We start from the raw sequence: 20915 nt of genomic DNA on the forward strand, positions 1-20915 counted from the left end.
GTGAGGATGAATCGAAAGAGGTTCAGCGTTGCAGCCAGACGTCGGCGAAACTGGCCGACACGCCGTCCGGCGAGGTCGTATGGTTGTGCACCGAGCGCGAGTAGACGGTCAGGTATTGCGGCGACACGAGGTTGATATCCGGCAGATCGTGTTCGAGAATGCGCTGGATCTGCGAGAACAATTGCTTGCGCTTTGCTTCGTCGGTCTCCTCGGCGACCTGCGAGAACAACCGATCGATCTCCGGATTGCTGTAATGCGAGCCGTTGGTGAACGGCACACCGCGCCGGAAGCTGCCGGTCGTATAGAGCCGCGCCACGCCCACCACCGGATCGAACAGATTACTCATGCCGTTAATGGAGAAATCGAAATCGCGGTCGGTGTAGATGCGCTTCAGGTACGCCGGCAGATCCTGGCTGCGCACGGTGACGGCAATGCCCACGCGGGCCAATGCTGACTTGACGTAAGCGGCGGTGCGCGCGGGCAGATCGCCGATCGGCAACGGATCGACGGTCAGCGCGAAACGCGTGCCGTCGGCTTTGCGTGGAAAGCCCGCTTCGTCGAGCAACGCGTTGGCGAACTCCACGTTGAACGGATAGGGCGTGGGCGCCGGATCGTAGTAGGGACTCGACGGAATGATCGGGCTCGCGAGCGGCGTCGCATAGCCGTAGTAGATCACCTTGCGAATGACTTCGCGATCCAGCGCCGAGGCGATCGCCTGACGCACTTTCGGATTCTTCAGCACAGGGTTGTCGAGATTGAACTCGATACGCGCCACGCCTGCCTGGAATTCGTAGCCGCGAGTTTCGAGTCCGAGCTTCGGGTTGCCTTTCAGACGTTCGAGATCGGACAGGGGCACGGGCGTGTCGCCGCTCAGGTCCACGGAGCCGTCCTCGAAAGCGACCGTACGGGCTGCGGGATCGTTGATCACCTTGACGACGATGCGACCGAGGTACGGTTTGCCTTTGTCCCAGTAGTCGTCGTTGCGCACGTATTCGACGTAGCTGCCACGCACCCATTTGACGAAGCGGAACGGCCCGGTGCCGATCGGCGCGTTATTGGCGGGGTTGGTCTGCGCGTCGGTGCCTTCGTAGATATGCTTCGGCACGATCGGCGTTTCGGATGAGGAAAACGCCTTGATCAGATACGGCGCCGGCTTCGACAGCGTAATGACGACGGTATACGGGTCCGGCGTCGCGATATCGGTGACATTGGCGAAGGTGGTCCTCGCGCGCGGATGGACCTGTCTGAGCGTCTGGATCGAGTAGGTGACGTCGGCGGACGTAAAGGGCTGGCCGTCGTGCCATTTCACGCCGTGACGTAGATGGAAAACATACTTGCGGCTGTCGTCGCTCACTTCCCACGAGGTGGCGAGCGACGCCTTGGGTTGGAACTTGAAGTCGTATTCGAGCAGCCCTTCGACCACTTTCGGACTGACCTTCAGGACATTGGTCGCGGTGGTCGCGAGGTCGACCAGGGCGGTCGGTTCCGGCGTGACGATGAAATTGAGCGTGCCGCCGCGCGTTTGTGCCAGCAACGGTTGAGGCGCGCTTGCGATGATGAATGTGAAGGCGGCTGTGACCGCGAAGCCGAATGCGCCGCCGGGCTGGCGTTTGCCGCGACGGCGTAGCGCCGCCTGCGATGTGACGTGAGTCATCGTGGAATGGGCGAAAAAAGAGAAGGAAGCGCGACCGGTCAGACGGTGGAAGGCACCGGCGCATGTCGCCGGGCGAGCACCGCACGAAGAGGCGCGGGATCGACCCATGCGTCGAAATCGAAATCCGACGCAATGAAGCCCCACTTGAACAGAAAATGTTTGAAGTCGGCGAGGGCGGCGAGCGCTACGGGATCGAGCCCGATCGTCAATTGCCGGCTCAGGCCGCCCGGATAAGCACGCTCGACCCAATACTCGGCGCTGCGCGTTTCGCGGGCCACGTAGTGCGCGACATCCGCGGGGTGGTGTTCGGCCCATTCGCCGGTGTCAAGCGTGCGCGCGAGCACGCGTTCTACGAGATCAGGACGCTCGCGCAACAGTTGCGCGTCCACGGTCAGCGGGCGCGGCGTGCCGTTATTCGCATGCAGCGTGCGATTGGGTTGTGCGCCGATGTCGACGAGGATCTTTGCATTGAGCAGGTTCGCGATATCGAGGCCCGTCGCCCCTTTGACAAACACCACGTCGGCTTCACCGCGCAGCAGCGCTTCGGCCTCGCGGGCAAACTCATGCGGACGTTGCGCGTCGAGCCAGTCGGCGAGCGGCGCGTCGCCGGCCGGTTTGGCGTCTTCGAGGCTGCGCGGCGTGTGGGGCAGATCGACCAGATCGATGTCTTCGAGCTGCACGCCGAGCGCGCCCAGCAATGAAGAGAAGCCGCGCAATGCCGTCGCGCGATGAAAGTCGACCACACTCGCACGCGTATTGAGCGGGAATCCGAAGCGGCGTCCGGCGAGTGCGTCCGGGTTCGCGTCGAGTTGCCGGTCGAGTGTGATCAGCGCCTGGGATTCGTCCACCCAGCTCAGGCCGATCAGGCGCGTATCGCTGCCTTGCGCGCGTGCCCACAGCGCGGGAATATTGCCGCCCTGGCGGAACGACCACGGCTGCGTATGGGTGAAATGCGAGCTGCGGATTCGCACGTCGTCGGCATCCTGAAGCGCTTTGACGTCGATTCCGTCGGCCGTGAATTCTTCATCCAGCCAGCCTTTCTGCGCGGCGATGCCAAAGGGCGTGGGAGCGGGGCAACGCGTATACCAAAGTCGGCTCATAGAATCACCTTGTGTTGTTTTCGCCGGTTCATTCGGGGATGGGCCCGCTGTCGATCAGTACCGCAAGCCCGCTTCGCGCAATAGCGACAGCACGCGTTCGCCGAAGAAATCGAGGTCCGGTTGAAAATCGAAGAAGCTCAATTGCACGCCATCGACGCCGGCTTCGTGCAGCCGCACGATGTAATCGGCGATCTGCTGCGGCGAGCCGACGATCGAGATGTTGCCGCCCACCGCGCGCGCGGCGGCCTGATTGCGTTGTTCGGCATTGCCGCGCCATGCATGAGCGTCGCTGTCGAAACGATGAAAACTGCCTTCGTCGCCGTGCGCCACGATCGCGTCGCGATACGCGAGTGCTTCCGCCTCCGTCTCGCGGCAGATCACCATCGGATTGATCAGGGTGCGAATCTTGCGACCGTGTTTCGCGGCGGCCGCTTTCACGCGCGCCGTGTGCGCGGGCAATGCGCCCAATGCCGCTTCGATTTCCGAGCCGGCCGGACTCGTAATAAAAACCACGTCCGAGTACTTCGCGGCGAACTCGATGCCGGCATCCGAGCCGGTCGCATTCACGAGCAGCGGACGCCCGTAGCGCGGTTTCGGCGTCACGAAGGCTTTATCGAGCTTCCACGTCGAAAGCTCGGGGGCGAAGCTGAAATTCTCCGGTTGCGCCCACAATTGCTGCACGGCGTCGAGAAACTCGGCCGCGAGTTCGTAGCGCCGGTCATGCTCGATACGTTGCCAGCCGAACATCTCGTGCTCGATCGCACGATGCCCCGTGACGACATTGATGCCCCAGCGGCCCTTCGAGATGTGATCGAGCGTGGCGGTGAATTTGGCGAAGTGCAACGGATGCCACGGGCCATAAAGCACGTGACTGGTCGCCACCAGAACGATGCGTTCGGTGCGCGCGGTCATGGCGGCGAGCGACATGAACGAATCCAGCGCCTCGCCGTTGAAGACGCCGCCGTAGCCGCCTTTCGGCAGCCATTGCGATAGCGCGAAGACCAGATCGAATCCGAAAGCCTCGGCCTTCTGCACCAGTGCGAGGTTGTAGTCGAACGACCAGTCGGTGGTACGCGGCAGGGTCGACGCACTCCAGCCGCCGGCCTGAATCGGCAGGAACAGTCCGAGCAGCAGGGGCTGTTCGAAGGCGCGCGACAGGGGGCTATCAGCGTATGTGGCGGGTGAGCGAACGGGAACAAAGGGTGAGGCGTGACGCGAAGCTTCGGCGGAAGTCGTCGATGTGGGCGAGGGCGCAGCCAGGGTTGAGTGAGTCACAGTGATGGTCCGTGCGGATCGGCGTGAGAGCGGGCGTAAAAGCGCATGGGCTCGATGGAGCAGCCTCGGATCCGCAGTAAATCACGCGAGGATTGGCAACGCCAAACAACTAATTCTGCTTTCCAATTGAGGTGCCAACGGTTGATCGGTCGTGCTGCCATAGCGGGTTGTCTGTATGTCGAAACGACGATTTTGCTTCGATATTTACAAGGTTTTTGTATCGATGGCGGGCGTGCCGGTTGGCGACGTGCCGAGCATGAAGCGTGATATTCCCGCGGTGGTCTGGCGCATCAGCCGCGATCTGTTTATCGCGGATATCGGTTCACACGCAAAGCGCCTCGCCGCGGAATTTCTGCTGACTTTGACGAATCCGCGTATGCGTCGAGCGTATGGCGACGTGATGCTTAGGACGCCTCATGCGGCGGGTGAGAGTGGGCCGCTGAGATCGATGTGGGCGTCGGTGACGCCCGCAACCGCATGGATGCATCTGTGATAAACGCAAACGCGACGTCATGCACTACGTCATGCGAGTGTCGCGCCGCGATTCCCCCAATCTTTGACTATATGCAAGCAGCAATGAGCTTCCAAATAAGCGTTTATTCGAACCATAGCGCTTCTCTGGTTGACTCTTTTTGCCGCGATGGCCACTAATCGAATCGCTCGACAACGCATATGCATGCGCTGAATCGTTGGTTGCCGATGCCGTATCGATCCTGCTTTCATGGATCACGCCATCGACCCCAAGGAGGACACCATGAGTACAGTGCTCGACCGTCAGCATCAGCAATCCGCCGCTCACCAGGAACTTCGCGTACGACGATACAAGCCGCTGATCGGCGCGGTGATCGAGAACGTCGATCTGTCGAAGCCGCTCAGTGACGAGAACCAGCAAACAGTGAGGCAGGCACTGGTCGATCACGGCGTGATCTTTTTTCGCGAGCAGACGCTTACGCCGGAGCAGCATGTCGCGCTGGCGCAAATCTTCGGCAAACCAATCCGCAAAAATATCTATCTGCCGGCCGTCGCGGGCTTTCCGGAGATCGAGGTCATTGCGCACAGCGATAAAACCCAATCGGGCGGCACCGACAATTGGCACGTCGACGTTTCATGGCAGCCGCAACCGCCCAAGGCCACCGTCCTCCACGCGCAGGAGATTCCTGAGGGGGGCGGCGGCGACACGATCTGGACCTCGTCGGCGGCGGTCTACGACTTGCTGGATCCCGATCTGGCCCGCTACTTCGAGAAGCTGAAAGCAGTGAATACGTTTTTTGCGTCGCCCAAGAAGAACGCACTGTCCGATCTGCTGAGCGGCTATGACATTCCCAAAGGCACGAGCGAGCAGAGCGTGGAGGCCGGCCTGGCACGGGTGCGCGATGCCTCGCAAAAGTATCCGCCGATCGAAGTGCCGGTCATCAAGACACACCCTGAAAACGGCCGCAAGCTGGTGTTCGTCAACGAAGGGCATACCAGCCATCTGCTCGGTGTGTCGAAGACGGCAAGCCAGAGTCTTCTGAACTACCTCTACGACCTGATCAAGACGCCGGAAGCGCAGGCCCGTTTCGAATGGCGTGCCGGCGATGTCGCGATCTGGGACAACCGTCAGGTCCAGCATTACGCGGCGCGTGACTACGGCTCGGCGCGCCGTCGTATTCACCGCATCACGCTGGAACACGACGGCGTGTTCTGAGCGGCGCGCGCGCCTTCCATGTCGGACCACGGAGATCGAAGCATGAAGCAAATCGCGCGTCACTTGCGGCATCGTGTTGCCAGCCTGTTTTATCTGTCGACGCTCGTCGCGGGTGTGCTGTCTTTCGGCAACCTCGCGCTAGCGCAAACCCCTGAGAAGCTCGAACTGCGCTATCAGGGGTGGGCCAGCAAGGTGTTGTATCCGGAACTCGCCGAAGACCTCGGGTATCTGGCGCCGATCAAACTCAAATGGGTGGGCAATACGATTAGCGGACCGCAGGATATTCAGGCGGCGGTGACGGGCGACGTCGATTTTGGCGGTGCGTTCAACGGCTCGATCGTCAAACTGGTAGCGGCGCATGCGCCCGTCAAGGCAGTGATTTCCTACGTCGGCACCGACAAGGAGACCAATGGCGGACTGTTCGTGTTGCAAGACAGTCCGATCCATGGCGCGCGTGATCTGATCGGCCGTAAGGTCGGCGTGAACACGCCGGGCGCTTACGAGCAGTATCTGGTGACCGCGTATCTCGAGAAGGCCGGTCTGTCTAAAGAAGAGATCCAGAAGGTGGTGTTCGTCGCGGCGCCGCCGGTCAATCTCGCGCAGTTGCTCAGGCAGAAGCAGCTGGATGCGGTGTTCCTCGAAGACATCATCAAGGACAAGCTGCTCGCGGACGGCGGTGCGACGCTGCTCACCACCGACTATCAGCTGTTCGGCTCGTTCGGCTACGCGAGCTATCTGTTCACGGACCGCTTCATCGCGCAGAACCCGAACACGGTGCGCAAATTCGTCGACGGCACGGCTCGCGCGATCGAATGGGCCAAGAACACGCCGCGTGCGGAAGTGGTCGCACGGCTGAAGAAGATCGTGGAGACGCGGCATCGCAATGAAGACACGTCGATCGTCAACTACTGGAAATCGGCCGGCGTGGGCGGCAAGGGCGGCCTGATCGACGTCAACGACTTCACGACGTACATCGACTGGTACGTGAAAAACGGTGTGTTGAAGCCCGATCAGGTGAAACCCGAATACATCTACTCGAACCAGTTCAATCCCTTCAACCAGTCGGTGGCGGCCCATTAGGCGGCCACCGCGTCGAATCACGAGGCCCGCGAACATGGGTGCTGCTATCGGTGTGCGCAACGTCACGAAAGGGTTTCATCTCAAACGACGCGGACACTTCAGCGTGCTGGAGGAGGTGTCCTTCAACGTGAAGGCCGGCGAGTTCGTCACGCTGGTCGGTCCAAGCGGCTGCGGCAAGACCACCTTGCTCGATCTGATCGCCGGGCTTGCGAAGCCGGATCGCGGGCAGATACTGATCGACGGTAAAGCGATCGAAGGGCCGGGGCTCGATCGGGGCATCGTGTTTCAGCAATACGTGCTTTTTCCGTGGAAGACAGCGCTCGGCAATATCGAGTTCGGTCTGGAAGCGAAGGGCGTGGCCAAGGCTGGGCGCACCGCGCGTGCGCGTTCGTTCCTCGAGCTGGTCGGCCTCGGCGGCTTCGGCGATCGCTATCCGCATGAGTTGTCCGGCGGCATGAAGCAGCGTGTGGCGATTGCTCGCGCGCTGTCTTTCGAGCCTGCCGTGCTGCTGATGGACGAGCCGTTTGCCGCGCTCGACGCGCAGACGCGCGAGACCTTGCAGGACGAACTGCTGCGCATCTGGCAACGCACCGGTACGACCGTCGTGTTTATCACGCATTCAATCGATGAAGCGATTTATCTCGGCCAACGGGTTCTCGTCATGGCGGCCGCGCCCGGTCGCATCACCCATGCTCTCGATGTACATCTGGAGCGCGGCGACCTCTCCGAAGACCTGCGCTCGACGCCGGAGTTCGTGCGGCTCAGACACGAGATCTGGCAATTGACCCATCAGCGCCGGGCGACGCCGCGCCTCGCGGTTGCACATGCGGCTTGATACGGGAAGGAGTTTGAGGGATGAGTACCTTGTCTACGCGATTTTCGTCGGCGAACGCGCTTGCGTCTGGCGCCGTGTCGGGATTGCCACGCATCCTGCGTGGCAGCGTTGCCATTGTCGCCTTCTGCGCGCTGTGGGAGATTCTGCCGCGCGCGGGGTGGGTCGATGCGACGTTCCTGCCGCCGTTTTCGACCGTGCTCGGCGCGCTGTTCGATATGGTGCGTTCAGGCGAGCTTGCTGAACACCTGTTTGCGAGCGCGACGCGGGCCGTCGGCGGCTTTGCGATCGCGGTGGTGATCGGCGTGCCGCTGGGTCTCGTGATCGGCTGGTACCGGACGCTGGCGGAACTTCTCAATCCGCTGCTCGAGTTGTTTCGCAATACGGCGCCGCTCGCGCTGCTTCCCGTCTTCGTGCTGGTGTTGGGCATGGGCGAGACCTCGAAAGTTTCGATGGTGGTGTACTCGTGCATCTGGCCTGTCGTGCTCAATACCGTGAGCGGTGTGCGCAACGTCGATCCGTTGCTGATCCGCTCCGCGCTTTCGATGGGGCTGACCCCGTTGCAATTGTTCCGCAAGGTCGTGCTGCCCGCGTCGGTGCCGACCGTTTTCACGGGCATTCGCGTCGCGGGTGCCTATTCCATTCTCGTGCTGATCGCGGCCGAGATGGTGGGCGCGAAAGCGGGACTCGGCTACCTCGTCAACTACTCGCAATTCACATTCGAGATTCCGAAGATGTACGCCGGCATTGTCACGCTCGCGTTGCTCGGCCTCGTATTCAATCACGCCGTGCTGCTGGCGGAACGGCGGCTGACGGCCTGGCAAGGCGAGCGCTGAGCGTTCAGCTTCGCCAGGCACGCGGCACATCACTTGAGAGAAACTCTTTCATGACGGACAACGCGGGAAATCATGGCCGGCCACCGGTGACGGCTGCAGACAGCGCGGTGCGGCACGACGCCGAAGTGCTCGTGATCGGCGGTGGTCCGGCCGGCACATGGGCGGCGATCAGCGCGGCCGCGCGCGGCGCGCGGGTGGTGCTGACGGACAAAGGGTTTTGCGGCACCTCGGGCGCGACCGCGCCGGCCGGCACGGGCGTCTGGTACGTGCCGCCCGACGGGGACGCGCGCGGTCACGCGAAAGCGAGCCGTTTCAAGCTGGGCGGAGAACTCGCCGAGCAGTCGTGGATGGATCGCGTGCTCGAGCAGACCTGGAGCAACGCGCAGCAACTGGCCGAGTGGGGCTATCCATTCCCGGTCGATGAATCCGGCGAACAACGACGCACGTCGTTGCAAGGGCCTGAATACATGCGCCTGATGCGCAAGCGCGTCAAGGAAGCCAACGTGCGCATACTCGATCATAGCCCGGCGCTGGAACTGCTGGTCGACGAAGGGGGCGCGGTAGCCGGTGCGGCGGGTGTCGATCGTCAGGCCGGCGAGGCGTGGATCGTGCGCGCGGGCGCCGTCGTGATCGCGACGGGCGGCTGTGCGTTTCTCAGCAACGCGCTGGGCTGCAACGTGCTCACCGGCGACGGCCAGTTGATGGCCGCCGAAGTCGGAGCCGCGCTGTCGGGCATGGAGTTTTCGAACGCCTATGGCCTTGGGCCGGCGTTTTCATCGGTGACAAAATCGCTGTTCTATAACTGGGCGACGTTCTACTACCGCGACGGCTCCGTGATCCCCGGCGCGGGTTCGTCGCACGGGCGTGGTGTAATCGCCCAAACGCTGCAGAGCGAGCCCGTGTTTGCCTGCCTCGATCGCGCCGACGAACAGATTCGCGCATGGATGCGCACGGCGCAGCCGAACTTCTTCCTGCCGTTCGACCGGCTTGGCATCGACCCATTTACGCAGCACTTCCCGGTCGCACTGCGCCTGGAAGGGACGGTGCGTGGAACCGGCGGCCTCAATCTGATCGACGAGACGTGCGCGACCTCGGTCGAGGGGCTGTATGCGGCCGGTGATGCAGCCACGCGCGAGTTGATCTGTGGTGGCTTCACCGGCGGCGGCAGCCATAACGCGGCGTGGGCGATGTCGTCCGGTTTCTGGGCCGGCGCGGGCGCGGCGGACTACAACCGTTCACGAGGACGTGCCGGGCACGAGAGCAGGGTGTTGCGTGCAGGCGGCGCAGGATTGCGCGACGGCGGCGGCGCCGCGCCCTATGACAGCAACGAGGTGATTCGCAGCGTGCAACACGAGGTGTTTCCGACGCAGCGCAACTGGACTCGCCAGGGCGATCTGCTCGATGACTCGCTGTCGCGTCTCGATGCGCTGTGGCATCGTGTGCGCGGCGCCGCGCCGCCGCGAAACGCGCTCGATGCGGTGCGTGCTCGCGAGGCGGCGGCGATGCTGGCCACCTCGCGCTGGATGTATCGCAGCGCGCAGCAACGCACCGAGACGCGCGGGATGCATCGGCGTCGCGAGCATGCCGCGCCCGATCCGTCGCAGAGGCAGCGTCTTTTGAGCGGTGGACTCGACGAAGTCTGGATCGACAGGGTCGCCGTGCCGCGTCCCATTGTCCAAACCGAAGGAGTCGCGGCATGATCGAAATCGTCGACAGCGCGCGCTGCACGGGTTGCAACATCTGCGTGCGCGCGTGTCCCACCAATGTGTTCGATGCCGTGCAGGACGCCGCGCCGCGCATCGCCCGTCAGGACGATTGCCAGACCTGCTTCATGTGCGAGCTGTATTGTCCCGAAGACGCACTATTCGTGGCGCCGCAGATCGAGCCGATGCCGGCCGGCGAAGGCGGCAAGCTCGGCAACACGCTGTTCGGGCACTACCGGCGCGCAGTCGGTTGGGGCCGCGCACGGCAGTCGACAGCGAACCAGGACGCGAGCTACGAGTTGCTGGTCCGGGCGCATTGAGAGAGCGTATCAGGCGCGCATCGCCGCGCGCCGGCGCGAAATCTTCCGTTAGAGCGCGAGTCGCCCTTCCGACGCAATGACGGATAGCGGCGTGCGCTGACTCTGTACTTCGCGCGCCTGCAGGGCTTCCGGCAGCGATGCCTTGTCGCCCGCGCGGCCGATCGCGATAGCGGCCTCGATCGAATAAACGTCCGGGACGGCGAGTGCCTGGCGGATCGTCTCGCGTTCTATGCCGGCCAGGCCGTGCGCATGCCATCCGGAGAGGCTGGCTTGCAGCGCCAGGTAGCCCCAGGCGGCGCCGGTGTCGAATGAATGAGTCGGCGCGGGGACTTCCGCTGCGCCGCCGGGCGGCGTGAACGTGCTCTTCGACAGCACGATGACAATGGCCGCGGCGTGTCTCGCCCAGCTTCGATTGAATTCGTTCAGGAATCCGAGGAATTGTTCCCAGTGGGGCGTATCGCGTCTTGCATAGACGAATCGCCAGGGTTGGGAATTATAGGAAGAAGGCGCCCACCGAGCCGCTTCGAGAAGCGTCAGCAGGGTTGCTTCGGGGATGGCGTCAGCACGGAAGGCGCGCGGCGACCAGCGGTCGAGGAATTGCCGGTCGATCGAATGATCGGCGGTACGTGCGTTCGATGTCGTCATATGTGGATGCTCCTGGGAAGAATAAATTCGCCGCGTGAGCCTGAGGCGCAAGGTCGCCTCTCGCGATGCCGGATCACTTTATCGGAGCGCACTGCGCGACTGAACCGATTTATTTTCGCAACGTTATTCCGGCTGGATTCGACTTTGCAATGCCGGCTACCCGGCGTGATTAGCGTTTGATGCGTTTTCCGAAAACCAATCCATAAAAGCTTGTTTGCGCTTCTTTTTGCGGGCCACTAGATTCGTTCGTATAGCCATGAATCGACGGAGGCCGTATGGCCACGCCTTCCACGACCTTGTTCCCGGTTGGACTTCGGCACCCGCTGCGCGCGCTACAGAAGCAATGGTCAAAGCCTGCGAGCGTTAGCTCTGACCAAGCCGGCGCCGACAGGCCCGGGCCCGGCCACGGTGCGCAATCGCCTGAGCGGCTCGAACGCATCGCGGCCTACGCGCGCTGCGGCTATTTTCATATGGAATACACCGCAGGCATGTTTGTCGTGCCGCTCGACATCCCGCCGGAATGAGGTTCGAGGCCGGTGGCGTGGAGCAGGGCAGTTTCGAGCCGCAGCGACCAAACCGATGCTTCTTTAGAAATCACAATTAATTGGTTCGGCTTCGGTCGTGTCTCTTTCATAGTGTCTCCTGATGGCTATAGGCGGTTGCTTTCGCCGGTGCCTTGAACCAGCGCGTAAGAATTCGCGCGATATCGAAGGAGACGTCATGACGCTTGAACTCGCAGAACGACCCACCCACGCGCTGCTCGAAGCCGCCCGCTCCCGCGCGGCCGAAACCGGTTTGCCTTACGCGGGCGGCGTGCCGCCGAAAGATGCGTGGGCGCTCGTCCAGGCCGGCGATGCCGTGCTGGTGGATGTGCGCACTGCCGAAGAACGCAAATTCGTCGGACTGGTGCCGGACAGCGTGCATGTCGCGTGGGCGACCGGCACCAGTCTGACGCGCAATCCGCGCTTCGTCCGCGAACTGGAAGCCAAAACTGGCAAAGACGCGGTCGTGCTGCTGCTGTGCCGCAGCGGCAACCGCTCGGCGCTGGCCGCCGAAGCCGCAGCGAAGGCCGGCTTTACGCAGGTCTTCAATGTTCTGGAAGGTTTTGAAGGGGAGCTGGGCGACGCGCAACGGCGCGGCGCCAGCAATGGTTGGCGTTTTCACGGGCTGCCGTGGATTCAGGACTGAAGAACCTGCTCGTCCACGCTGCACTTTAAGGGGAGTAACCGCTGTGGCTGTGTTTGATGTCGATGAGATTGTCGAGGCGCTGCAGACGGTTCGTCAGCAATGGCGCGAAGTGCAGAAGCGCTCGCTCGAACCGGGCGGGCGCGAATTGCCTGGGCGCGAGGCGCTCGCGGAGATCGTCGATACGCTTAAAGGCGTGCTCTTTCCGATGCGGCTCGGGCCACCCGATCTGCGTCAGGAAAGCGAAAACTTCTATGTCGGGCATGCACTCGATGCCGCGCTGCACACGCTGCTGAGTCAGGCGCGGCTGGAACTGCACTATCGCAGCCGGCATCAACCGCCGCCCGCGGCCACGATCGAGGCGCGGGCGGAGATCGCGGTGCGCGCTTTTGCGGCGCACTTGCCGGCGATTCGCAGCCTGCTCGACAGCGACGTGTTGGCGGCGTTTCACGGCGATCCCGCGGCGGGCAGCGTGGACGAAGTGCTGCTGTGCTACCCGGGCGTGCTGGCGATGATTCATCACCGGCTTGCGCACGAGCTTTATGGACTGGGTCTGCCGCTGCTGGCGCGGATCGTCGGCGAGCTCGCGCATGCGCAAACCGGTATCGACATCCATCCCGGTGCGAAGATCGGCGCCGGCTTCTTCATCGATCACGGAACGGGTGTGGTGATCGGCGAAACGGCCGTGATCGGCCAACGGGTGCGTCTCTATCAGGCCGTCACGTTGGGCGCGAAGCGCTTTCCACGCGACGCGCAAGGTCATCTGGAGAAAGGCCACGCGCGTCATCCGATTGTCGAGGACGATGTCGTGATCTACGCAGGCGCGACGATTCTCGGCCGCGTCACGCTCGGACAGGGTTCGGTGATCGGCGGCAACGTATGGCTGACCCAGGATGTCGCGCCGGGTTCTCATGTGACGCAGGCCGTGTCGCGCAACGAAGGCACGGGTGCTGCCGCGAGCCTCGATCGCACACCGCGCGTTCATGCGGGCGCCGAGCCCGTCGCGACGGGAGCCGTGCGATGAGCGGACTCGTCAGGGAGTTCGGCGCTGCCGTGCGGCGTCTTCGCGAGGCGCGAGGGTGGTCTCAGGAGCAACTGGCCGAGCACGCCGGACTCAACCGATCTTATGTCGGCGAGATCGAACGCGGCTCTGCCATTGCGTCGATCGTCACGGTCGACAAGCTGGCCCGCGCGTTTCAGGTGCCGATCGAACGCCTGCTCAATCCACCTTCCGATGCCGCGGATGTCGCCGGACTCGTGCGTCCCGCGCGTGCTGATCCCATCCCCGCGAGTTAGCAGACCTTCTGCTGCCGTCTATAGCATGTTGAAGGGCCGGGGACGCCTCCCGATAATCTCTTTTGCTCATAAGCTTTCCCGTTTTTCTTCTATCAAACCCTGGAGCTTTAGATGACAGCAACAGTGGGCGGCCTGACGGCGCTCGGCGATACCGCAGCACGGCAACTAGCCAATGCCACCAAAACCGTTCCGCAACTCGCCACGATCACGCCGCGTTGGCTCACGCATCTGCTGCAATGGCTGCCGGTCGAGGCAGGCATCTATCGTCTGAACCAGGTGAAGAATCCTGAAGCGGTGAAGGCAGCCTGCACCGCGCGCGAAGATGAAAGCATCCTGCCGCGCACCTTCGTGCCTTACGAAGAGCAGCCGCGCGAATACTTCCTGAATGCGGTCAGCACGGTGCTCGACGTGCATACGCGGATTTCGGATCTGTACAGCAGCCCGCACGATCAGATCAAGGAACAACTGCGCCTCACGATCGAGACGATCAAGGAGTTGCAGGAAAGCCAGTTGATCAACAACCCGGACTACGGTCTGCTCGCGAATGTGGCCGAAGAGCAGCGCGTGTTTCCGCTGACCGGCGCGCCGACGCCGGACGACCTCGACGAATTGCTGACCAAAGTCTGGAAAGAGCCGGCGTTCTTTCTGACCCATCCGCTCGCGATCGCCGCCTTCGGCCGTGAATGCACGCGCCGTGGCGTGCCGCCGCCGACCGTCAGCCTGTTCGGCTCGCAGTTCATTACGTGGCGCGGCATTCCGCTGATTCCGTCGGACAAGGTGCCGGTCGCCGACGGCAAGACCAAGATCCTGTTGCTGCGTGTGGGCGACAAGCGCCAAGGCGTGGTCGGCCTGTTCCAGCCGGGCGTGGCCGGCGAGCAGGGTCCGGGGCTGTCGGTGCGTTTCATGGGCATCAACAATCATGCGATCGCGTCGTATCTGATCTCGCTCTATTGCTCGCTCGCGGTGCATTCGCCGGACGCGCTGGCAGTTCTCGATGACGTGGAGATCGGCAAGTACCATGACTACCCAGACACCTACAAGTAAGCCCATGGACAGCGTCCTGCCGCACGATGTGCCGACCGGTCCGCCTGGAGGTTTGCCTGCGGGATTGCCCGATCCGGCGACGTTGGCGTCGCTCGCCAATGCGTTCTTTTCGGCGTTGCCGGGCAATGCTTCGCATGCGGGCGTGACGCCCGGTGTCGCCGGCACGCTGCCGTTCACGGCGCCCGTGACCAGCGAGATCGGCAATCCGGCTCCGGCCGGCTCGCCGCTCGCAGGTCCTGGCGGCACGGGCACGGGAGTACCCGGCGCGGCGTTGCCGCAAGGGCACCTGCCGGGTGGCAACCTGCTGCCCGCGGCGCCGACGCATGTGCTCTCACTGGGCAATCGCGCGCCCGCGTTGGGGCCGCATGCAACGGCTGCGAACGGCTTGCCGGATAACGTGGTGACGGTCGCGCCCGCACTGGATCCGCGCTTCGGCGGAGCCGCGCTCGGTGTGCCCGAGGCGCATGGTGCGCAGCGTCCGTCTGCCGGTGGTGCGGCGCCCTCGTCAGTTGCGGCGCCGGCATCCGCATCGCCATACTATTTTCTCGGCGAATCGGGCCAGCCTCGCACCTCGGCAGCGGCGTCGCCGGATATTGTCGTGCCGGTCTGGAACGAGGTGAGCGCGCAATCGTTCGGTCTGCCCGCAGTGAACCAGCCGCTTGCCGAACAACGCTTCCCGTACGAGCATCAGCCGATCTCGTACGCGGCGCCGCCTTCGACGCCGGCGCAGCACACGGGCAGCCCGCATTACTTTCTGGATCTGAATGCGCCGTCCTCGCGTTTTCCAGGACCGACGCCCGGTGCGGCGGATGGCGTGCCGCACGCGGGACCGTCAGCGCATCCGCCATTCGATGTGAATGCGATCCGGCGCGACTTTCCGATTCTGCAGAAGCGCGTCAACGGCCGTCAGCTGGTGTGGTTCGACAATGCCGCGACTACGCACAAACCGCAGGCGGTGATCGACCGGCTCGCGTACTTCTACGCGCATGAGAACTCCAACATCCACCGGGCCGCGCATGCGCTGGCCGGCCGCGCCACCGACGCCTATGAGGCTGCGCGCAGCAAGGTGCAGCGTTTCATCGGCGCGGCGTCGCCGGAGGAAATCATCTTCGTGCGCGGCACCACCGAGGCGATCAATCTGATCGCCAAGACGTGGGGCGTGCAGCATGTCGGCGAAGGCGACGAGATCATCGTCTCGCACCTGGAGCATCACGCCAACATCGTGCCGTGGCAGCAGCTCGCCGCGCAAACCGGTGCGAAGCTGCGCGTGATTCCGGTCGACGACAGCGGCCAGGTTCTGCTCGACGAATACCGCCGCCTGCTCAATGACCGGACCAAAATCGTCTCGGTGACGCAGGTGTCGAACGCGCTCGGCACGGTCGTGCCGGTCAGGGAAATCGTCGAGCTGGCGCATCGCGCGGGGGCGAAGGCATTGGTCGACGGTGCGCAATCGGTGTCGCACATGCGGGTGGACGTCCAGGCCATCGACGCGGACTTCTTCGTGTTCTCAGGTCACAAGGTGTTTGGCCCGACCGGCATCGGCGTGGTCTACGGCAAGCGCGCGATTCTGGAGGATATGCCGCCGTGGCAGGGCGGCGGCAACATGATCGCGGACGTGACGTTCGAGCGCACCGTATTCCAGCCGCCGCCGAATCGTTTCGAAGCGGGCACGGGCAATATCGCCGATGCGGTCGGCCTGGGTGCGGCTATCGATTACGTTCAGCGCGTCGGCATCGAGAATATCGCGCGTTATGAGCACGATCTGCTGGCGTATGCGACGAGCGTGCTGCAACCGGTGCCCGGTGTGCGCCTGATCGGCACGGCGCGTGACAAGGCCAGCGTGTTGTCGTTCGTGCTGAAAGGCTACGAAACCGAGGAAGTAGGGCAGGCGCTGAACGAAGAGGGCATCGCCGTGCGCTCGGGTCATCACTGTGCGCAGCCGATCTTGCGGCGCTTCGGCGTCGAAGCCACCGTGCGTCCGTCGCTCGCGTTCTACAACACGTGTGATGAAGTGGACACGCTGGTGTCGGTGGTGCGACGGCTGTCTTCACGACGCTGACGATAAGCGGCGGCCGCAATGGCCGCCGCTTCCTCACCCTGTTCGTGCGGCGCATCGGGCGCCCCGACCTTGGGTTAAATCCGATTCCCCAAACGCTCGCTGCGGCCGGCGCGAATTTTGCGCCCGGCAGCTTAACTTTCCACGATCCGTTATTTCCATCCTCGGCAACGCTCGCCTACGCTGCTTGAATGTGAAGGTCGATGAACGCATTCGCCGCGCACGCTTGCGCAACGCCGCGCGTGGCCACGGTCCTTCGATCTGAAGCCATTCAACGAATCGTTTGAACGTGATGAGGAGGTGACCATGAGCGAGATCGTCATCGACAGGCCGGCCGCCGCCACGACGGTCGAGGCGGAATTGAATTATCTCGAGTTCACCGGCGAAAAGCCGGTGTCGTATCAATACGAGCCGCCGCCCGGTGTGCCCAAGCGCAGCGGCGTGTACCGGCCGCATCGGGTGACGATATCGAACGCTCGGGTCGCGCCGCCGCCGGGTGCGTATCGCTCGATCGCAACGGCTTCGAATTGCATCGGCGCGCGAGCGCGTTGAGCGATATCTCCGATCCGGCGCAGATTGAATCAATCTACTATCGGGAAGCCGAACAACTGCTGAAGGACGCGACGGGCGCGCGACGGGTCGTCGTGTTCGATCACACGCTGCGTGACGGCAACGCTGGGCGTGCCGCTGGTGTGCGGGAGCCGGTCAAGTACATCCACAACGACCAGACGTTCGTGTCGGGGCCGCGGCGGGTGCGCGATCATCTGCCGGCGGACGAAGCCGAGCGCTTGTTGCAAAGCCGTGTGGCGATCGTCAACCTGTGGCGTCCGATCGGCGAAACGGTGCGGTCGTCGCCGCTTGCGATGTGCGATTCGCGAAGTATCGCGCTCAACGATCTGGTGCCCTCTGATCTCGTGTATCCCGACAAGGTGGGCGAGACATATGCGCTGGTGTTCAATCCGCGGCACCGTTGGTACTACTTTCCCAACCTGACGCGCGAAGAGTTCTTGCTGCTGAAGATCTACGACTCAGCGGGTGACGGCATCGCGCGGCTGACGGCGCACACGGCATTCGACGATCCCACTTCACCCGCCGATGCCCCGCCGCGCCGCAGTATTGAATTGCGCACGCTGCTGTTCTATTAAAGAAGAACGGCCTCAGCGTGCGTTCATGAACGAGGCGGCGGCCGCGCTTACACGGCCGCTTCCCGCGCTTCGAAGTGGCGGCTCACAGGCCGTGGCAACCCGAAATGTTCGCGCAGCGTGCGCCCTTCGTACCCGGTGCGGAAAATGCCGCGTTGTTGCAAAAGCGGCACCACGCCGTCGGCGAAGTCCTGCAAGCCGCCCGGCAGGACATCCGGCATCAGGTTGAAGCCGTCGGCGGCGCCGCCCTTGAACCAGTGTTCGATATCGTCGGCGATCTGCTCCGGCGTGCCGACCACGACGCGATGCCCGCCGCCGCCCGCAAGCGCGCGGATCAGCTGACGAGCCGTGTACCCGTTCGTACGTGCCTGAGCGAGCGTCGCATGGAAGAACGTGTGATTGCCGTTGCCGCCGCCGGGCAGCGAGAGATCGCCCGGCAACCGCTCGTCGAGCTTTAACCGCTCGACGTTCACGCCCAGAGTGCCGGCCAGCCGCGTGAGGCTGTAAGTCCACGGAATCAGATCGACCAGCTCGTCGCGACGGCGCAGCGCTTCACTCTCCGTTGCGCCGATGATGGTGGTGAGACCCGGCAGCACGCGGATCGCGTCGTCGCCGCGCCCCAATGCCGCGGCGCGCGACTTCAGTTCGCGAGCGTACGTCGCCGCTTCGTCGAACGACTGCGAGGCGGAAAACACGGCTTCCGCGTGGCGCGAAGCCAGCTCGCGTCCATCAGCCGAGCCGCCCGCCTGAATCAATACCGGATGCCCCTGGGCGCTACGCGGCAGATTGAACGGACCGTCGACGCTGAAGTACTTGCCGCGATGCTCGATGCGATGCACCTTCGCCGGGTCGATGAAACGGCCGCTCGCCTTGTCGCCGATAAAGGCGTCGTCTTCCCAACTGTCCCAGAGCGCCTTTACGACCTCGGTGAATTCGGCGGCGCGCTCATAGCGTTCAGCGTGATTGGGCACCGCGTCGCGGCCGAAGTTGCGCGCCGAGCCGAGATCGGCGGTCGTCACGATGTTCCAGCCGGCGCGGCCCGCGCTGAGATGATCGAGCGTGGCGAAGCGCCGCGCGATGTTATACGGCTCGTTGTAACTCGTCGATGCCGTGCCGATCACACCGATATGCGTGGTCGCGGAAGCAATGCCGGCGAGCAGGACGGTCGGCTCCAGCGCCGTGATGGGGCGGAAGTCGATCTGATCCGCGATCGATGCATTGTCCGCGAGAAACACGGCGTCGAATTTCGCTGCTTCGGCGATTTGCGCGACGCGAACGTAGTGGGCGATATCGACGAAGGCGCGAGGGTCGGCATCTTCGGTGCGCCACGCGGACGGGACAAAACCCGAGTGGAGAATATTGACGTTCAGATGAAGCTGACGGGGCGGGGCGGTTCTCATGGGTCTTTTCGAATGCGGGAGGGGCCAGCAACGAAGGAGCGCATGCATCTGGCCGACGCGCCAATTGTCGAATAGCCGCTCATGCGCGGCCACTAACGAATTCGGGCATCGATATGTCGGCAGAGACTAAGGTTTGCCCGCACTGAAGATGAGCATCGGCTCCGATCCCTGTTCTCAATCGATTCGCTTCAGGTATTCCCATGGGTAAATCCCCTGCGCGTGCCCATCGCTGAAGACGATCTGCATGCCGTAGCCCATCGGCTGCATGTCGACGATCGCGACCTGTGGCGAATCGATTCGCACCTCTCCCGAGTGCGCCAGACGTCGGCAGGTCGAGCAAGGGCAACGTTCCCGCAACGTTGCGTTGTCGATCGATTGCGTGCGGCCGTCATCCCACGTCAGGGACAATCGCCCGCTCGTGGCGTGGACCGTGACCTGTCGAGGGGCATTCATCGCTGTGTGCTTTCGATTTGCGTCAACGCGATGCGCGCCGCTTTGCGGACTTCCGGATCGGGATCCGTTGCAGCTGCCCGCAAGGCCGGCAGCGACGCCGCGTCGCCCAGTTCGCCAAGCGACAAGGCCGCTTCCTTGCGCAGATTGCTGATCGCATGCGTCAACAGCGAAGCGACCGCCGTGCTCGCGCTCGCGTCGCGCAGTTTACCCAGCGCGCGGACCGCTTGCAGACGGACTTGCCAGTAGTCGTCGTCGAGTGCGTCGAGCAACGCATCGCGCGCGGCTGCCGCGCGCAATTTGCCGAGCGTAGCCGCCGCTTCTTCACGGACCTGCCACGCGGCATCGCGCAAGGTGCCGAGCAACGCGGCAACGGTGTCTTCGGTCGACGCGGCGCCGATACCCAACGCGCCGATGGCCGCGCGCCGCACGGTGGCGTTCGGATCGTGCGCGGCGATGCTGGTGAGAGGCCCAAGCGCGCGCTCGCTTTTCAGCCAGCCGAGCACGCTCACCGCTTCGAGCCGCACGAGATCTTCGCTTGCCGTCAGCGCGTGCAGCGCCGGTTCCAGTGCGCCTGCATAGCGCAATTCGCGTAAGCCGCGCAGCACGGCCTGGCGCACGAACGGATCCTGATGCGTGGTCCACGCTGCAAGCAGCGGCCCCGATTGCGGATCCTTCAGACTGGACAGACTCTCGGCGGCCGCTTCGCGCACTTCCTCGACAGGGTCCGCCAGCGCTTCGCAGAGCGCAGCTACCGCGTCGGCGCGTTCCCACGCGCCGAGCACCTGGGCGGCCTGCGCGCGTACTTCCGCAGACGTGTCCAGACGCAACGCGGCGACGATCGGTTCGAGCACGGTCTCATCCTCGAGGTCCGCGAGCGCCAGCAGGGCGATGCGGCGCACGGCGGCGTCCGTGGATGTCAAACGCGGCAGCAGCGCGGCGGCTTCCGGATCGAGAGAGTCGGGGTCGAAGGTCAGCGGAAGCGAGATATCGGTCATGAATTCGGTGATGTCTGGAGTGGAACGGATAAAGCCCGTCATGTCGCCGCGGCGTCGCGCAGCAACGCGAGACATCTGCGCTTGATGTCGACGAATTGCGCTTCGGTCGTGGTCTCGTCGTCGCGTGGACGCGGCAACGTCACGCGCAGGTCGGCAACGATGCGCGCGGGCCGCTGCGATAGCACGAGAATGCGGTCGGCGAGAAACAGCGC

General features: G+C 63.6%; 20 protein-coding genes and 2 pseudogenes. 13 read left to right on the forward strand and 9 right to left on the reverse strand.

Features of this window, described 5'->3' with window-relative positions:
- Positions 1–22 precede the first annotated feature (22 nt).
- Genes ACFSNN_RS04615 through ACFSNN_RS04625 form a run of 3 tightly spaced genes read right to left on the reverse strand, consistent with a single transcriptional unit; the run spans position 23 to position 4014 of the window.
- Positions 23–1654: an ABC transporter substrate-binding protein gene (locus tag ACFSNN_RS04615; protein WP_134466251.1), complete on the reverse strand. Its 1632-nt coding sequence runs from the start codon at positions 1652–1654 to the stop codon at positions 23–25.
- Positions 1655–1692: 38 nt separating this feature from the next.
- Complete coding sequence (locus ACFSNN_RS04620) at positions 1693–2754, reverse strand: ABC transporter substrate-binding protein (protein WP_134466252.1); 1062 nt, start codon at positions 2752–2754, stop codon at positions 1693–1695.
- A 54-nt stretch (positions 2755–2808) separates the two neighbouring features.
- Positions 2809–4014 (reverse strand): LLM class flavin-dependent oxidoreductase, encoded by a 1206-nt coding sequence (locus ACFSNN_RS04625; protein ID WP_134466459.1) that lies wholly within the window; start codon positions 4012–4014, stop codon positions 2809–2811.
- 190 nt (positions 4015–4204) lie between these two features.
- On the opposite strand from ACFSNN_RS04625, the gene ACFSNN_RS04630 reads away from it, so the two are divergent.
- The 7 genes from ACFSNN_RS04630 to ACFSNN_RS04660 all read left to right on the forward strand — a co-directional run bounded on the left by ACFSNN_RS04630 (position 4205) and on the right by ACFSNN_RS04660 (position 10487).
- Complete coding sequence (locus tag ACFSNN_RS04630) at positions 4205–4522, forward strand: hypothetical protein (RefSeq protein WP_244323250.1); 318 nt, start codon at positions 4205–4207, stop codon at positions 4520–4522.
- Between the two features lie 261 nt (positions 4523–4783).
- Complete coding sequence (locus ACFSNN_RS04635) at positions 4784–5716, forward strand: TauD/TfdA dioxygenase family protein (protein WP_134466253.1); 933 nt, start codon at positions 4784–4786, stop codon at positions 5714–5716.
- Positions 5717–5758: 42 nt separating this feature from the next.
- A complete protein-coding gene (locus tag ACFSNN_RS04640) occupies positions 5759–6796 on the forward strand; it encodes an ABC transporter substrate-binding protein (protein WP_134466254.1) in 1038 nt (345 codons plus the stop codon).
- 34 nt (positions 6797–6830) lie between these two features.
- Positions 6831–7631: an ABC transporter ATP-binding protein gene (locus ACFSNN_RS04645; RefSeq protein ID WP_134466255.1), complete on the forward strand. Its 801-nt coding sequence runs from the start codon at positions 6831–6833 to the stop codon at positions 7629–7631.
- A gap of 20 nt (positions 7632–7651) precedes the next feature.
- Positions 7652–8464: an ABC transporter permease gene (locus ACFSNN_RS04650; protein WP_134466256.1), complete on the forward strand. Its 813-nt coding sequence runs from the start codon at positions 7652–7654 to the stop codon at positions 8462–8464.
- A 50-nt stretch (positions 8465–8514) separates the two neighbouring features.
- Entirely contained in the window at positions 8515–10164 is a 1650-nt protein-coding gene (locus ACFSNN_RS04655) for an FAD-dependent oxidoreductase (protein WP_134466257.1), read from the forward strand.
- The gene (locus ACFSNN_RS04660; RefSeq protein ID WP_134466258.1) at positions 10161–10487 is read left to right on the forward strand and encodes a 4Fe-4S dicluster domain-containing protein; all 327 of its coding nucleotides are present in this window, start codon (positions 10161–10163) and stop codon (positions 10485–10487) included. The genes ACFSNN_RS04655 and ACFSNN_RS04660 overlap by 4 nt, the downstream gene beginning before the upstream one ends.
- 48 nt (positions 10488–10535) lie before the next feature.
- On the opposite strand, the gene ACFSNN_RS04665 is transcribed toward ACFSNN_RS04660, so the two are convergent.
- Together ACFSNN_RS04665 and ACFSNN_RS04670 are read right to left on the reverse strand one after the other, a co-directional pair.
- The gene (locus ACFSNN_RS04665; protein WP_134466259.1) at positions 10536–11132 is read right to left on the reverse strand and encodes a nitroreductase family protein; all 597 of its coding nucleotides are present in this window, start codon (positions 11130–11132) and stop codon (positions 10536–10538) included.
- 466 nt (positions 11133–11598) lie between these two features.
- Positions 11599–11766, reverse strand: a complete 168-nt coding sequence (locus tag ACFSNN_RS04670) for a hypothetical protein (protein ID WP_166799456.1) — start codon at positions 11764–11766, stop codon at positions 11599–11601.
- An 86-nt stretch (positions 11767–11852) separates the two neighbouring features.
- Here ACFSNN_RS04670 and ACFSNN_RS04675 point away from each other — a divergent pair, with 86 nt between their 5' ends.
- The 6 genes and pseudogenes from ACFSNN_RS04675 (at position 11853) to ACFSNN_RS04700 (ending at position 17858) form a co-directional block, all read left to right on the forward strand.
- Positions 11853–12320: a rhodanese-like domain-containing protein gene (locus ACFSNN_RS04675; protein ID WP_134466261.1), complete on the forward strand. Its 468-nt coding sequence runs from the start codon at positions 11853–11855 to the stop codon at positions 12318–12320.
- 43 nt (positions 12321–12363) lie between these two features.
- The gene (gene epsC, locus ACFSNN_RS04680; RefSeq protein ID WP_134466262.1) at positions 12364–13341 is read left to right on the forward strand and encodes a serine O-acetyltransferase EpsC; all 978 of its coding nucleotides are present in this window, start codon (positions 12364–12366) and stop codon (positions 13339–13341) included.
- A complete protein-coding gene (locus ACFSNN_RS04685) occupies positions 13338–13613 on the forward strand; it encodes a helix-turn-helix domain-containing protein (protein ID WP_134466263.1) in 276 nt (91 codons plus the stop codon). Before epsC ends, ACFSNN_RS04685 begins: the two co-directional genes overlap by 4 nt.
- A gap of 111 nt (positions 13614–13724) precedes the next feature.
- Positions 13725–14657: a family 2A encapsulin nanocompartment shell protein gene (locus ACFSNN_RS04690; protein WP_134466264.1), complete on the forward strand. Its 933-nt coding sequence runs from the start codon at positions 13725–13727 to the stop codon at positions 14655–14657.
- Complete coding sequence (locus ACFSNN_RS04695; RefSeq protein WP_377689728.1) at positions 14632–16716, forward strand: family 2A encapsulin nanocompartment cargo protein cysteine desulfurase; 2085 nt, start codon at positions 14632–14634, stop codon at positions 16714–16716. Before ACFSNN_RS04690 ends, ACFSNN_RS04695 begins: the two co-directional genes overlap by 26 nt.
- A 303-nt stretch (positions 16717–17019) precedes the next feature.
- Positions 17020–17858: pseudogene (locus ACFSNN_RS04700) on the forward strand (CmcJ/NvfI family oxidoreductase).
- Between the two features lie 47 nt (positions 17859–17905).
- Here ACFSNN_RS04700 and ACFSNN_RS04705 read toward each other — a convergent pair.
- From ACFSNN_RS04705 to ACFSNN_RS04720, 4 genes and pseudogenes are all read right to left on the reverse strand, one after another.
- Positions 17906–19255 carry an LLM class flavin-dependent oxidoreductase gene (locus tag ACFSNN_RS04705; protein WP_134466266.1) on the reverse strand — a complete coding sequence of 450 codons (1350 nt, stop codon included), beginning with the start codon at positions 19253–19255 and terminating at the stop codon, positions 17906–17908.
- Positions 19256–19429: 174 nt separating this feature from the next.
- Positions 19430–19708, reverse strand: a complete 279-nt coding sequence (locus tag ACFSNN_RS04710; protein ID WP_134466267.1) for a DUF971 domain-containing protein — start codon at positions 19706–19708, stop codon at positions 19430–19432.
- On the reverse strand, positions 19705–20703 hold the full coding sequence (locus tag ACFSNN_RS04715; RefSeq protein WP_134466460.1) for a HEAT repeat domain-containing protein: 999 nt from the start codon (positions 20701–20703) through the stop codon (positions 19705–19707). Before ACFSNN_RS04715 ends, ACFSNN_RS04710 begins: the two co-directional genes overlap by 4 nt.
- Positions 20704–20741: 38 nt before the next feature.
- Positions 20742–20915: pseudogene (locus ACFSNN_RS04720) on the reverse strand (ABC transporter ATP-binding protein); the annotation flags it as partial.

The organism is Paraburkholderia dipogonis, assembly GCF_042680985.1.
GTDB lineage: Bacteria > Pseudomonadota > Gammaproteobacteria > Burkholderiales > Burkholderiaceae > Paraburkholderia > Paraburkholderia phytofirmans.